Source organism: Sediminibacillus terrae, from assembly GCF_009602435.1.
GTDB classification, from domain to species: Bacteria; Bacillota; Bacilli; order Bacillales; family Amphibacillaceae; genus Sediminibacillus; species Sediminibacillus terrae.
Genome location: NZ_VZDQ01000011.1, coordinates 519,398 through 533,864, shown reverse-complemented (window position 1 = coordinate 533,864; position 14,467 = coordinate 519,398). Strand labels below are relative to the sequence as shown.

Annotated in this window: 15 protein-coding genes; 12 read left to right on the top strand and 3 right to left on the bottom strand. The window is 44.8% G+C overall.

Annotated features, from left to right (window positions below):
* The first annotated feature begins 164 nt into the window (after positions 1-164).
* The 3 genes from yjbM to F6X55_RS05250 are packed head-to-tail and all read left to right on the top strand — an operon-like array spanning position 165 to position 2,509.
* Positions 165-785 (top strand): GTP diphosphokinase, encoded by a 621-nt coding sequence (yjbM, locus tag F6X55_RS05260; protein WP_026571098.1) that lies wholly within the window; start codon positions 165-167, stop codon positions 783-785.
* 19 nt (positions 786-804) lie between these two features.
* A complete protein-coding gene (locus F6X55_RS05255; RefSeq protein ID WP_026571097.1) occupies positions 805-1,605 on the top strand; it encodes an NAD kinase in 801 nt (266 codons plus the stop codon).
* Positions 1,577-2,509: an RluA family pseudouridine synthase gene (locus tag F6X55_RS05250; RefSeq protein ID WP_237648601.1), complete on the top strand. Its 933-nt coding sequence runs from the start codon at positions 1,577-1,579 to the stop codon at positions 2,507-2,509. Before F6X55_RS05255 ends, F6X55_RS05250 begins: the two co-directional genes overlap by 29 nt.
* A gap of 709 nt (positions 2,510-3,218) precedes the next feature.
* On the opposite strand, the gene prpE is transcribed toward F6X55_RS05250, so the two are convergent.
* Together prpE and F6X55_RS05240 are read right to left on the bottom strand one after the other, a co-directional pair.
* The gene (prpE, locus tag F6X55_RS05245; protein WP_153462271.1) at positions 3,219-3,959 is read right to left on the bottom strand and encodes a bis(5'-nucleosyl)-tetraphosphatase PrpE; all 741 of its coding nucleotides are present in this window, start codon (positions 3,957-3,959) and stop codon (positions 3,219-3,221) included.
* Positions 3,960-4,037: 78 nt separating this feature from the next.
* Positions 4,038-5,207 carry an FtsW/RodA/SpoVE family cell cycle protein gene (locus tag F6X55_RS05240; RefSeq protein WP_026571094.1) on the bottom strand — a complete coding sequence of 390 codons (1,170 nt, stop codon included), beginning with the start codon at positions 5,205-5,207 and terminating at the stop codon, positions 4,038-4,040.
* A gap of 399 nt (positions 5,208-5,606) precedes the next feature.
* On the opposite strand from F6X55_RS05240, the gene mgtE reads away from it, so the two are divergent.
* From mgtE to F6X55_RS05215, 5 genes are all read left to right on the top strand, one after another.
* Entirely contained in the window at positions 5,607-6,977 is a 1,371-nt protein-coding gene (gene mgtE, locus F6X55_RS05235) for a magnesium transporter (RefSeq protein WP_026571093.1), read from the top strand.
* Positions 6,978-6,990: 13 nt separating this feature from the next.
* Positions 6,991-8,847, top strand: a complete 1,857-nt coding sequence (locus tag F6X55_RS05230; protein ID WP_026771732.1) for a monovalent cation:proton antiporter family protein — start codon at positions 6,991-6,993, stop codon at positions 8,845-8,847.
* 95 nt (positions 8,848-8,942) lie between these two features.
* Complete coding sequence (locus F6X55_RS05225; RefSeq protein ID WP_026771731.1) at positions 8,943-9,341, top strand: VOC family protein; 399 nt, start codon at positions 8,943-8,945, stop codon at positions 9,339-9,341.
* A 117-nt stretch (positions 9,342-9,458) separates the two neighbouring features.
* The gene (gene fabI, locus F6X55_RS05220; protein WP_026571090.1) at positions 9,459-10,235 is read left to right on the top strand and encodes an enoyl-ACP reductase FabI; all 777 of its coding nucleotides are present in this window, start codon (positions 9,459-9,461) and stop codon (positions 10,233-10,235) included.
* Between the two features lie 882 nt (positions 10,236-11,117).
* Positions 11,118-11,687: a CotO family spore coat protein gene (locus tag F6X55_RS05215; protein ID WP_026771730.1), complete on the top strand. Its 570-nt coding sequence runs from the start codon at positions 11,118-11,120 to the stop codon at positions 11,685-11,687.
* A 64-nt stretch (positions 11,688-11,751) separates the two neighbouring features.
* On the opposite strand, the gene F6X55_RS05210 is transcribed toward F6X55_RS05215, so the two are convergent.
* Positions 11,752-12,207 (bottom strand): CotY/CotZ family spore coat protein, encoded by a 456-nt coding sequence (locus F6X55_RS05210; protein WP_026571088.1) that lies wholly within the window; start codon positions 12,205-12,207, stop codon positions 11,752-11,754.
* A 336-nt stretch (positions 12,208-12,543) separates the two neighbouring features.
* Here F6X55_RS05210 and F6X55_RS20035 point away from each other — a divergent pair, with 336 nt between their 5' ends.
* From F6X55_RS20035 to F6X55_RS05190, 4 genes are all read left to right on the top strand, one after another.
* Positions 12,544-12,780 carry a hypothetical protein gene (locus F6X55_RS20035; protein ID WP_026571087.1) on the top strand — a complete coding sequence of 79 codons (237 nt, stop codon included), beginning with the start codon at positions 12,544-12,546 and terminating at the stop codon, positions 12,778-12,780.
* Positions 12,743-13,063 (top strand): hypothetical protein, encoded by a 321-nt coding sequence (locus F6X55_RS05200; protein WP_235162459.1) that lies wholly within the window; start codon positions 12,743-12,745, stop codon positions 13,061-13,063. The genes F6X55_RS20035 and F6X55_RS05200 overlap by 38 nt, the downstream gene beginning before the upstream one ends.
* 70 nt (positions 13,064-13,133) lie before the next feature.
* Positions 13,134-13,421: a hypothetical protein gene (locus F6X55_RS05195; protein ID WP_026771729.1), complete on the top strand. Its 288-nt coding sequence runs from the start codon at positions 13,134-13,136 to the stop codon at positions 13,419-13,421.
* A gap of 79 nt (positions 13,422-13,500) precedes the next feature.
* Positions 13,501-14,403, top strand: coding sequence for an MBL fold metallo-hydrolase (locus F6X55_RS05190; RefSeq protein ID WP_026771728.1), 903 nt, complete (start codon positions 13,501-13,503; stop codon positions 14,401-14,403).
* The last annotated feature ends 64 nt before the right edge of the window (positions 14,404-14,467 follow it).

The following is a 14,467-nucleotide window of genomic DNA, read 5'->3' as shown; positions in this document are numbered from 1 at the left end:
CTCATTATGGTGGAAATAAACGGCTGATTGCAAAAGAAGCCACTTTGGTAAAATCCGTTAGGCCAATTGTCTCGTGGTAGTCCGCCTGGAGATTTATGATACAATTAATGATGACGAAATGAGGGGTATCAGCAAGCAAGATGATCGAAGGTGGTGCGTGACAAGTGAATTGGGAAGCTTTTCTTGCTCCGTATGTGCAAGTTGTTGAGGAATTAAAGGTAAAACTAAAAGGGATGCGGGCCCAATTTGAATTCGAATCCCGGCATTCGCCGATTGAATTCATTACTGGAAGGGTAAAACCTGTACCAAGCATCCTGGAAAAAGTTCACCGTAAAAAAACGGATTTGCCTCGTTTGGAAGATGAAATACAGGACATAGCCGGTGTCAGGGTGGTATGCCAGTTCGTTGATGATATCTATACCATTATCGATATGCTTCGAAGCAGGAATGATTTTTCGATAATCGAGGAGAAGGATTATATATCGGAGAAAAAAGATAGTGGTTACCGTTCGTATCACATGATCATTCGGTATCCGGTGGAGACCATTCATGGAGAAAAAATGGTAATGGCCGAGATCCAAATACGGACACTGGCCATGAATTTCTGGGCGACAAATGAGCATTCATTAAATTATAAATATGACGGGCAAATCCCGTCTGACATTAAAGCGCGACTTCAGGGAGCTGCTGAAGCAGCATTCAAACTGGATGAGGAAATGGCTAAAATAAAAGACGAAGTCCAGGAAGCACAGCGAATTTTCCATAAAAACAAAAGCAATCGCTAAAAGGAGGGCGAGAGCCGTCATGAAATTTGCAATCACTTCAAAAGGGGATACAAAATCTGAAGAATTAAAAGCTGTAATTAAGCAATACCTGGTTGATTTTGAACTGGTCTACGATGAAGAGGAACCAGATCTGGTCGTTTCTGTCGGGGGCGATGGAACGTTTCTGGAAGCATTTCATACATACATCAATCGCTTGGATAAAACGGCATTTATCGGGATACATACCGGCCATCTAGGCTTTTATGCTGACTGGGTTCCCGATGAAGTGGAAAAACTGATCATCGAAATAGCTAAAAATCCGTTCCAAGTAGTGGAATATCCACTGTTGGAAGTCACGATTTGCCCCAAAGAAGGTGGAGAAACCGACCGCTTCTTGGCGTTGAATGAATGCTCTATTAAAACAGCGGAAGGATCGGTTGTGTTGGATGTGGAAATCAAAGGGGAACACTTCGAAACATTCCGCGGGGACGGCCTGTGTATTTCTACTCCATCCGGGAGTACGGCATACAATAAAGCATTGGGCGGCGGTATTATCCATCCCTCATTGGAATCCATTCAAATAACTGAAATGGCATCGATCAATAACCGGGTGTTTCGTACGATTGGCTCTCCGCTGATCCTGCCAAAACACCATGCCTGTGATTTTCGGCCGATTTATGACAAAAGTTTTTTGATTACAATCGACCATATTACCAAAACGTATGCAAATGTCGAAAGGATTATTTGTAAAGTAGCGGAAGAGAAAATCCGTTTCGCCCGATTCCGTTCTTTCCCGTTTTGGAAAAGAGTACATGATTCCTTTGTTGCGGATGAACGATAATTTTAATGATGAAAAGGTGAGAAACTTGAATTGGAAAATAACAGCCGAGCATGAGGGCATGCTCATTAAAGAATACCTGCAACAAATTCAAGGCTTTTCACGGCGGATATTGCGATCCGTAAAGTTTAGCGGAGGTGCGATTTTGAAAAATGGACAGCCTGTAACTGTCCGGCAGGTTCTGGCTGCAGGGGATGAGCTTACAGTGGTGTTCCCGCCGGAAAAACGCGGCAGTCATTTGACAGGCGAAGAGATCCCGCTTGATATTGTTCACGAGGATGAAGATATCATGGTCTTGAACAAGCCTGCAGGGATGGTTACGATCCCATCCATGCTGCATCCAACCGGAACCATGGCCAATGCGTTGATCGGTTATTATGAACGTCAGGGCCTTACCTATACGGTTCATGTTGTCACACGGCTGGACCGGGATACATCTGGGTTGTTGCTAGTGGCGAAGCATCGATTCAGCCACTCCCTACTGTTTGAAAAACAAAAGGAAGGTAACGTGAATCGAAGCTATTATGCGCTGGTAGAGGGGAAACTCAAAACAGATGTTGCGACAATCGAGGCTCCGATTGCCAAAAAAGAGACCTCGATGATTGAACGGGAGGTAGTCGCTGGCGGAAAGCGTGCCGTGACCCATTATCAGGTGATCCGGCAAACAGACGGTGGCAGCCTGGTCGATGTCCGACTGGAAACGGGAAGGACGCATCAAATCCGCGTGCACTTTTCCCATATCGGCCATCCTTTGATGGGGGATGATTTGTACGGCGGTCATAAAGATAAAATCGGGAGGCAGGCCCTTCATTGCAAGACGCTTGCCTTTCAGCACCCGGCTACGGGAGAATATCTTGAGTTTTATGCTCCCATGCCGGAGGATATGAAAAAACTTTTAGAAGAGTAATATAAGCCCTGGAATAAAGCACAGTGGCTAAAACAAAAACCAGACGGTGATTCGAAATGCTCTGCATCCGAACTCGTTTGGTTTTCTTTATATGCTGTTTCGTTTACTAGCGTATTTGCTAGAAACTGCGGGGGAAGTTCCATTGCCTATTCAAAAAGCGTGTTACCCACCGCTTCGGTAGCATACTTCGCTTTCCGCGGGCACGGCTTCAGCTAACTTGGTAAAGAAAGAACGCTTTACCAAGTGGATCTTCAGCTCGTGCTGTTCCCGCAGGAGTCTGCGTATGCTACCTACGCTATGGAGCAGGCTGATTAACGGAATCGTAGACTTTTACCTTGAGAACCAACAAGCCATCTTACAAACGTTTGTCAGGAAATAGATATTTCTTTTCATAAAAGACAGTTGGGGTTCCGTCTTTTCACCTTGGACTTTCCGCTTGTTTTTCTAGCAATGTCATTTGATGATACGGTGCATGGAGTACGATGAATAAAAAAAGTCTAGTACACGCGTTTCTAAACAGAAAGCTGTTCCTAGCGAAGAAAATACCCGGAGACTCCCGCGGGAGGAAAGGCCTCGGTGAGATCCCGCAGAGCGTCAGCTCGAGGAAGCTCACCAGCCGCCCGCGGAAAGCGCAGGGTATTTTCGCAGCGTCGAACTCCCACTCAACAAATGTAAGAAGTTAGGAAGACAAAATCAAACTATGTCGCAATTAATCGAAGGAACGGAATTTTTCTTCCACGAAGGGTTGTTGTGATGGTACGGACACGGTTTTTTCCTCAGGGAGTCTGAATGCAGTCAGCTTGTTGCCGAATACGCATCCGGTGTCAATGTTGATCGTACGGTTGACGATTCTCGGTTCCCGGACGGGCGTATGTCCGTAAACAATCCAATCCTCTCCCTGGTACTGCTGAGCCCAGTCACGTCTGACAGGACGGCCGTCTTCATGCGTTTCGCCCGTAATATCCCCATAAAGGACGAAGGTCTTTACTTTTTTGCCTGACTTACCGATCAAGTCCTGCCGGATGCCTGCATGGGCAACGACTGTATTGGCTTCCGGCAATTGCAAGTATAACGGAGCAGCTTCATACAAATCGATAAAATGGTGTCGCACCACTTTTTGCTGCTTGCTGTCCAGCGCTTTATATTCTGCCACAGTTGTTTCCAGTCCGTGTTGTTGTTTCACGTTGTTTCCTAAAAAATAACGGTAAAGCTTGTTGCAATGGTTTCCTGGTACATATTTTGCTGATTTCTTAACGCGCACCATTTCATAAACCAGCTTGATAACCGAAACCGAGTCTGGCCCGCGATCGGTCAAATCCCCGATAAACACTGGCACTCTTCCCTCAGGATGCACAGGAACGCCTTCTATCATCTTGTAGCCAAGCTCTTTGAATAAGTGCTGCAGTTCTTGATAGCAGCCATGGATATCGCCGATGATGTCCAATTTCACCATTATCTCTCCTGTTCCGAGTTTATTTATCCATAACGAAAAGGGCGGATGCTACCTTCTAGCATTCCACCCCGATGGTTAATCAAACATATATTGTTTTGTCCGCGATCGGATATTCAAGGCAAGCCCGATCGCGATCATATAGGTAAGCGTCGAGCTTCCCCCGTAGCTTAAGAACGGAAGCGGCAGGCCGGTAATCGGAAGGAGCTGGACCGACATCCCGATGTTTTGGAAGATTTGAAAAGCAAACATTCCGATCAAGCCGGTGATTATAAAGCTGCCATATTCATCATTGCTTTGCAAAGCGATGTAAATCAGCCGGTAAATCAATAAGAACAATAAAGTAATGACGATGCTGGCACCTACAAAGCCGAATTGTTCTGCGATGGCAGTGAAAATCATGTCCGTTTGCCGTTCTGGGACGTCCACTTCGAAATCCTGCAGCCCTTTACCAGTCAGTTGGCCAGAACCTATAGCGAGCATCGCTTTTTTTAACTGGTATCCAGATTCTGCGTATTTTTCAGGGTCAAGCCATCCATAGAAACGGCTCTCTACGTGCTTGAAGACACTTTCTTCCAAAGTTGTTCCTACGGTGTCCGGAAACATGACCGACAAACCAATAACTGCCGCTATCAACATGAGCCCAAGCAGTGATACTGCCAGCAACACGCGCCAGCGGATGCCGGATACAAGCACCATACAGGCAACAATCGCGGCCAGTACAAGAAAACCGCCTAAATCAGGTTGTACGGCAATAAGCCCCATTGGAGGCAGACTGACTGCTGCTATTTTTGCTATTAGCCATAGGTCACTTTTATTGGTGCGTGTTTTGAATTTTTCATTATGGCTGACCATGACTTGCGCTAACGCGATGATTAAAAACACTTTGAAAAACTCCGCAGGCTGGATGGTCCCTATCCCTGGAAATATGAACCAGCTAGTCGCGTTATTGGCAGTATGGATAATTTGCGGCGGGAAACGGAAGAACAGCATCAGCAGCGTGACCATCCCTGCTCCATATAAATACCACGAAATATGGCGGAAGCGATCGTAATCGATCCACATGATCCCGCCCACTACTATGCCACCTGCGATGTACCAGGCTATCTGTTTTATAAAGTAGTTATCTTGCGCTTCACTGCCCAAGTACGGTTGCACAGAATACAGCGTAAAACAGCTGACGATTCCAAGCAAAAGCACGATAAATATCAATGTATAATCGATTGTAGAATTGTTGTTTGAATTCATAAGGTTCCCTTTCTTTCCTGACTGCTTACGGAGTTAAACAGTCAGCCATTTTACATCCGGTTCAAAGATTTCATTCAATATATTGAAACAATCAAGTCTTTCTTGTACATTTAGATGAGGTTTTCTGTCCAATGAGACATGCCTTAATGCAAAAAAGTATCTGTAATGGTTTTTTTTCGATAAAATATAGAATAAATTACTTTCTTGTTTATGGAAAGTAAAAAGAAGCCGAAGTCATACATAGTTCAGTTTACATCAAATTGGTTATAATTTTAAGCGTTGTTTTGGCATTCCAAACAAAAAATACGAAAACAACATCATATGTTCACGTTTCTGTCGTTGACAAAAAGTCGGCCGGCACTTACGATAATACTTTCTAAAGGTAAGGGGGTTGTATGGATGGAGCATTTAGATGAACAAGAAAGAGAACAATATTGGGAAAAAATCCAGACTGCTTTATTCAACAAGCAAATCGACCAGTTTCGTGCAGAGTTTCTCGAGCTGCATCCTTACGATCAGGCAAAAATCTTCGAAACACAATCGGAGCAGGTGCGCCAACAGATTTATTCCTATCTGGCATCGGAAGAAATTGCCGAGGTAATGGAAAACATTGATATAGAAGAAATCGAGCCGTTTTTCACCGAAATGACAACTGCTTTTGCAGCGAATGTCCTCGCCGAAATGTCCACGGATGATGCGGTGGATATATTGAACCAGCTTGAAAAAAACAAGGTAGCAAGCTATTTGACGATAATGGACAAAGAAGCTGCTGAAGAAATCAAGCAGCTGCTGCATTACGAAGAAAAGACGGCAGGGAGCATCATGACGACGGAATTCGTTGTCCTTAATGCCAATCAGACCATCAAAGAGGCAATGAAGCATTTGCGCAAGGAAGCGCCAGATGCCGAAACGATTTACTATACCTATGTGATCGACGATCAAAAACGGCTTGTCGGTGTATTGTCGCTTCGTGACTTGATAATCGCAGAGGGAGATTGGCTCATTTCCGATGTCATGAGCGAAAGGGTGGTTTCTGTTCCTGTCGGAGAAGACCAGGAGGATATTGCACAAATGATGCGGGACTATGATTTCCTGGCGCTGCCGGTAGTCGATTTTCAGAACCATTTACTTGGAATCATCACGGTGGATGATATTATGGATGTCATGGAAGAAGAGGCAAGTGACGACTACTCCAAGCTTGCAGGTATTTCCGACGTAGACAGTCCGGACGACAGTGCACTTGCATCTGCGAAAAAACGTCTCCCCTGGTTAATTATCCTGCTGTTTCTCGGATTGCTGACGGCAAGTTTGATTGGCAGATTTGAAGAGACCCTCGACAAGGTAGCCATCTTGGCGATTTTTATTCCCTTGATTGGCGGTATGGCGGGGAATACTGGTACACAGGCTCTGGCAGTTGCCGTCCGAGGCATTGCCACTGGAGAATTTGAAAAACAGGGAAAGTGGAAAATGATTGCCCGTGAGGCCGGTACAGGACTGATTACCGGTTTATGTTGCGGGACAGTGATCACCCTGGTTGTTTATATCTGGCAGGGAGACATCTTCCTCGGCTTGTTAGTCGGAATTTCTATCATGGCCACGCTGATTGTGGCCACCATCGCCGGTTCTTTGATTCCTATCATGATGCACCGGCTCAATATTGACCCAGCAGTAGCTTCCGGGCCATTTATCACGACAATCAACGATATCATCTCGGTCTTGATATATTTTGGAATGGCTACAGCATTTATGAATTTACTAATACATGGTTAGGAGGTTGTAACACATGGAGCATGGAGAATCAGTAACCTCCCTGGTGATTGTCATTTTAGCGGCATTTTTCACCCCGATATTAATGCATCGCCTACGTTTGAAAGCCATTCCTGTAGTCGTAGCTGAAATCATCGTCGGGCTGATCATTGGACATAGCGGCTTTAACATTGTAGATGACAGCACCTGGCTGGAGACACTTTCCACGTTGGGATTCATTTTTCTCATGTTTTTAAGCGGTTTGGAAATAGACTTTACGATATTTGCTAAGAAGGGCAGAAACAAACGCAACAACAGCCAAGCAAATAAACAGCCTAGCGCTGTATGGATTGCCATCATCGTGTTCCTGGCCATATTGGCGTTTTCCCTTCTGTTGTCCTACTTGTTCGTGCTGGGCGGCTTTATCGACAATATGTTCTTGATGACATTGATCATTTCCACTATTTCACTCGGTGTTGTCGTTCCTACTTTGAAAGAAGCACAGGCAATGAAGACGACTGTCGGTCAGACAATCCTGTTGATTGCCGTGATCGCCGACCTTGTGACAATGATTTTATTGGCGGTGTTTGTTTCGTTTTATGGTGAAGAGGCAGGCAATATGTGGCTTCTGCTCATACTATTCGGTGCCGGGGTTTTGTTGTATTTTGTCGGCAAACGTTTCCGGAACCAGACATTTTTGGAGACGATGTCGAAAGGAACCATCCAAATCGGTACACGCGCCGTATTTACACTGATCATTTTCCTGGTTGCCTTGTCGGAAACAGTAGGTGCTGAAAACATCCTCGGAGCGTTTTTGGCCGGTGCTTTGGTTTCCTTGTTATCTCCCAATCAGGATTTAGTCCAAAAACTGGACAGCTTCGGTTATGGCTTTTTAATTCCGATATTTTTTGTCATGGTCGGTGTCGATATCGACTTATGGTCTTTGTTCAGCAATCCGAAAGTGCTGGCATTGATTCCGCTGCTATTTATCGCACTGCTGGTATCTAAATTGGTGCCAGTGCTGATTATGAGGAAGTGGTATGATTGGCGGACGGTTATTAGTTCCGGAATGATTCTGACGACAACCTTATCTTTGGTAATCGCTGCTGCCACGATTGGAGAAAGAATGGGCATCATCGACAACCAGATGGAAGGTGCATTGATTTTGGTGGCAGTTCTGACTTGTCTGGTAACTCCGCCGGTTTTCAAAAAATTATATGTGAATAATGTGGAACCGGAACATAAGCAAGTCGTTTCATTCATCGGCACGAACCAGGCAACATTGCCGGTTGTCCGTGAGTTGGATAACAATATGTTTGAAATCTATATGTACCATACGAAAATGGAAAAGCTCGATGAGAAAATCACCAGATCGATTTTCGATATCACCCAGTTGGACAGTTATGATATTGGGTTAATGGAAAAAAAGAACGTTTTCGATGTGGACATTCTGGTCGTATCCACCGGGAATGAAGAGAAGAATGCCGAAATTGCTTCCTATGCGAAAGAAAAGGGCGTCGAGCGTGTCATCGCCCGTGTGGAAAAACCTGGACTCGATAAAGAATTGAAAGAAATGGGAATCGATGTTTTCTCTGTATTGCTTTCCAGCAAGGCGTTGCTCAAAGCGTTGATCGTAGCGCCGAGCGTCGTGGATATTTTGACTGAACAGGAGAGCGCACTGTACGAAATTAATATGAATAACCCTGTGTATGATGAAACGCTAATCAGAGAGTTTCCGTTCACTGGCGATGTCATCATGGTGCGGATATTCCGAGGAAAAGACTCCATCGTCCCTCATGGGGATACGGAGCTGCGGTTGGGGGATCATCTTATCGTGACAGGTTCTTCTGAATATGTGGAAGAATTGCAGTCATTATTGGAATACGGCTTTTAAAAAAATCCTGTCCGGCATTTATGTCGGGCAGGATTATTGTATTTATAGAGAGAATGAAAAGAATGGATGGAAATGAAGAAAAGGAGTGGATGTTCATGCAAAGGATCATTCCGCATATCACCGTGGAAAATTGCAAAGAGGCGTTAATGTTTTATAAGCAGGTTTTCGGTGGAGAAATCAAAAATACACAACTGGCTGATGGGATAGAAATGTTTAACGGGCACGAAGGAAAGTACATACACGCCGAGCTGCACGTCGATGATCGGAATGTTTTTTACTTTGTCGATGTGTTCGGGGAAGCACCGGTCAAAGGAAATCAGATCGATATAAGCTTAGCGCTTGAAAGTGAGGATGAAATCCAGCATGTTTATCAGACTTTAGCCGACGAAGGTCAAGTTACCATGGAACTGCAGGATACATTCTGGAACGCTCGATATGCGAAAGTGATAGACAAGTATGGTGTACCTTGGGAATTGAACGTGCCAAAAGCATAGGCAGGGCTGATTTCGGTAAATCAGTTGTGTTTAGCGGAAAGTTTCGATAAGATAATAATAGTATCAGGTACTAATAACTAGTATTAAAAAGCAAGCAACCTCAAGGAGGAAAAAAGAATGAAGTTTTCACTGGAAGGCCGTACATATGTAGTGATGGGTGTGGCCAATAAAAGGAGTATTGCCTGGGGAATTGCAAGGTCCCTGCATGAAGCCGGGGCAAGACTGATTTTCACTTATGCCAATGAACGGTTTGAAAAGCCGGTAAAAGAGTTAGTATCCACATTGGAAGGACAGGATGCACTGTTTTATGAATGTGATGTCACCAATGATGAAGCGGTCAACGCCACGTTCCAGCAAATTGGTGAAGATGTCGGCACGATTCACGGACTAGCCCACTGTATTGCATTCGCTGATAAAGAAGATTTGAAGGGCGAGTTTGTCGAAACGAGCAGGGACGGCTTCTTGTTATCACAAAACATAAGTGCTTTTTCACTGGTCGCTGTTACAAGAGCTGCAGAAAAACTGATGACAGAGGGCGGAAGCATCGTGACCATGACGTATCTAGGTGGAGAACGTGTCGTGCAAAATTACAATGTCATGGGAGTCGCAAAGGCCAGTCTTGATGCGAGTGTGAAGTATTTGGCCAATGACTTAGGAAAGCGCAACATACGAGTCAATGCCATTTCTGCAGGTCCGATCCGCACCCTGTCAGCAAAAGGTATCGGCGAGTTCAACAGTGTACTGAAGCAAATCGAGGAAAAAGCTCCGTTGCGCCGGACAGTAACCCAGGAAGAAGTTGGCGATACGGCCTATTATCTGATGAGCGATCTTTCCCGGGGAGTGACTGGGGAAACTATCCATGTCGATTCCGGCTTTAGCATTCTCGGTATTTAAACAAAAAAATACAGAGTGAAAACCGCACGCCCATTGGTGTGCGGTTTTTGCAATAGCTCCTTTTTTATATTTGTGTGGCCTTGAAGGTTGGAGTGGACCTAAACTGCGGACTAACTGTAGCGGGGAGTTCCATTGCCTATTCAAAAAGCGTGTTACCCACCGCTTCGGTAGCATACTTCGCTTTCCGCGGGCAAGGCTTCAGCTAACTTGGTAAAGAAAAGCGATTTACCAAGTGGATCTTCAGCTCGTGCTGTTCCCGCAGGAGTCTTCGTATGCTACCTACGCTAAGGAGCAGGCTGATTAACGGAATCGTAGACTTTTACCTTGAGAACCAACAAGCCATCTTACAAACGTTTGTCAGGAAATAGGTATTTCTTTTCATAAAAGACAGTTGGAGTTCCGTCTTTTTACCTTGGACTTTCCGCTTGTTTTTCTAGCAATGTTATTTGATGATACGGTGCATGGAGTACGATGAATAAAAAAAGTCTAGTACACGCGTTTCTAAACAGAAAGCTGTTCCTAGCGAAGAAAATACCCGGAGACTCCTCGAAAATACAAAACAATTTTCTTCGTGCGATGCATCGCTGCCGCAGCCTTCCTTGTCCTGCGGGAGGAAAGGCCTCGGTGAGATCCCGCAGAGCGTCAGCTCGAGGAAGCTCACCAGCCGCCCGCGGAAAGCGCAGGGTATTTTCCCAGCGTCGAACTCCAACTTAACAAAAGTAGGAAGTCAGGAAGACGCATTCAAACTATGTCGTAGTTTATACTTATTGCAACACAAGCAACTCCTTTTCCAATGATAGTGTTTATAAAAATAGGCACATCCCTAGGAAATACTCATATAATGTGGGGAAGAGTTTTGAAGAATGGGAGGAAGCCGTTTTTATGAAGGGAAACAAAAACACCGCCCGTGAACCGATGCTGTATATCACACAGCCCAAAATGGAAAAGCCAACTGCCTCCATGCAAACCGACTACCGTACACCGAGAAAAAAGAAACGGAAACCAGATCGTGGAAGCTCCATAAAGGAGAAAGAAATTAGGAAGCGAAGTAACGGGAAAGAATCGGAAGAGGAAGAGAAAGAAAATGCCTTGCAACAATCAGAGCATTCCCCTGCTGAAACGGAGGGCACAGCAAAAGAAAAGACAGAAGAAAATACAGAGCCGGCGGAAGTTTCAGGGAATGAACAAGAAGCGAAAGAAACAGCTATAACCCAAAGAACGAGCCGCAAACGGTTTCGGGACATGACAAACGAAGAGAAAATCGACTACTTTGTCGGACTGCCGAGGACGGTACCCCGCATGAAATGCGAAGTTGTCACAGATAAAGATACACATCGGGGAATCATCTACGACTATCAAGAAGGAACTGTGTACATGAAGACGATCAAGCGTCCGTTCAAAGCAAAAATCGATCAGGAAACAATCAAAAGTATTAAACTACTGGGATTTTAAGCAAGAAAAAGTCCGGCCGTCCATGGCCGGACTTCTTTCGATGAAATGTTTATTGCTGTGAAAATTACAGAGCACTGATGGCTGGCAGACAAGTAACATGGCAGAAGCAGTTCAAATCTACTGTGATGCAAATGCCAGTCACTTCTAGATGACTGGTGTCCTGGTCAACTGGAGATTTTGGATCGTCGTCATGATCGTTTGGCTCACGCAGCAATTCCAATACTGCACAACAGTCGTCGTCCACAGTTTTCACCCGGAAATAGAAACTGCTGGTTGCGTCGCCCAAGTCGTCGGATGGCACACCAAATCCTTTGAAAGGCTTGCAGCTTCCTTTGCAGTATAGAATAACTGGTACTGTGTCCAAACCATTGTTGCTAGGATCGTTACCGCCTAACAGGTCGCTGATGGATTGCTCACAGCTGGTGGTACAATCAGAAAGTACATCTGACTGCGCATCGGAGATTTCCCTCAGGATATCGCATACGCAGCTGCCAGTTTTATAATCACTTCCACAACTCATTCTATCTAACCCCTTTCCAATGATGATTGACTTTTGTCCTTAATAGAATATGTTCGCAAGGGGTTAGTGTGTGGGCAAATACCATATATATCGTTTTGCCTTTCAGGAATTTTTTTTCTGTACATCCCTGGGAACAGGGCGGATGTCTATACCCGAAATGAGACATTCACATAGGATAGTAGCGATCAATACTTTACTAAAAAGGAGCGCTCATTGGAGAACGCTCAGCTTTTCGTCCTCACCGCCTGTAGCCTTGTGGTGGTGATCGGGTAAGACGAAAGCTGGGATCAGCCTTTCCTTGCCAACTGAGCAGCATTAATAAGGGAGTGAAAGGAAATGTCAGAAAAGAAAAAGGTCATTTACGTGAAAGATTTGGTAATCAAAGCGGATAATGTCACTTTTGAACCGCCACGACAACCACGGCGACATGTGGATCCATTTTTCGGACCAAGAAGGGTAGAAGCGGAGGAAGTGGAAGAAAAGGAACAAGTAGAAGCAGTGGAAACGAAAGACGATGAACAAGAAGAGGCTCATCATGAAGAGGATGGGAGAAAAGGGTTCTCCTGGATTTAGTATCAGAGGGACAGCTGACTTGCTGTCTCTTTTTGCATCCAAACGATTTTTTCATAAAAGAGGTGAAGATATGGCTGACAAGTCCGACGTCTTTCCCCTAAAAAAGAATTTGCAAATAATCGAAAAGCATTTACACAAAAACGAAAAGTGGCTGCGCCTGCCGGAAAAGCACATTGCTGAATTGGAAAGCAAAGCCAGTGCCTGGAATACGCAATTCCAGAAAGAAATAGCTCAGCTGGAAGCCGTCATGAAGGAATTGGAAGGATTTATAAATAAGGAGTAAGCACTAGAATAATTTGTGGGAAAAGCGGGTATAGATGAATAATCAAAGGTAGGAAAAAGGGGTGAATTAGATGGGGTATATGCTGCCAGTCCCGCTTTATCAATATCAGGATTACCAAGAGCGTGTCACCAGAAGTGCACCTAGTCCGTTTTATATCGAAGGTGTTTATAAGGCTAACCTGGACACCAAGCACAAACAAATCGAAAAAGAAGAGGACAGTAATTCGGAAGCTGATCGTAAACCTAACGAAATGAAAAAATCTCTTTATACTCCAAGGACCGTCCATAAATCCTATTTAGCAGAAAAAGTTTACGCTGATGTGACAGGAAAAGGACGCCATTTTAGCGAAACCATATAACGAAAGCAGGCCCGCTGAATCGGCAGACGTAACTGCCGGCAAGGCGGGCTGTTCAATTAGTAGAAAAGGAGCAGGTATGATGGAATTTCAAACATTGAAAGAAGATACATGCTTTTATTTTCACGGTCCTGTCAATATTGGTTATTTACGGAACGGGGAGGAAGGTATGCTGATTGACGCGGGGATTGACGCATCCACCATGAAAAAGGTGTTGAAACGGTTGATGCAGGAGGAATTGCCCCTGACGCATTTGTTTATCACCCATGCTCATTCAGACCACTACGGAGGTGCCCACTATCTGCAGAATCAACGCACTGTGCATACAGCGGCACCCATTTTGGAAGAAGCGATTTTGCAATATCCAATCCTCGAACCGCTGTATTTGTTTGGTGGAAACGACCCGCTGTCCGAGCTGCGAAACAAGTTTTTGGAAGGTACTCCGATTAAAATAGACCAAACGATCGAGGAAGGGTTTTGCCAAATCGGCAGTTTTTCTATCGAAGCGATTCTTTTACCCGGTCACAGTTATCATCAACTCGGGCTCCTTTACCAGGAGATTTTCTATGCTGGGGATAGCTACTTTGGTGAAAAACAATTGGAAAAGCATGGAATACCTTATCTTACCGATGCACAGACTGCTATGGATAGCTTACATAAATTGCTGACAGTCACATGTCGGGGCTCGGTTCCCGGCCACGGTACTTTTGAAGAGAATTTCCAATCCACTGTTCAGGCGAATCTCGACTATCACAAGCAGCTGCTTGATTGGCTTGAGGAGGAAATCGGCAAAAAAAAGGATGGTATGACGCATGAAGATGTGATTGCATCGATGTGCGCCCATTATCAAGTCCGGACTCCTCAGTTATCACAATGGCTATTGTTCCGTACTGCTGTTACTGCTTATTTGATCGCACTTCTAAAGCAAAATCGGGTAACGAGCGAGATAAAGGATTACCGTTGGGTCTTCAAGATAATCAACTAAAATGGAAAACATACTCTATTCGGTACGTGTCAGTCCAGTCTAAGTTTATACAGGTCATCAATCT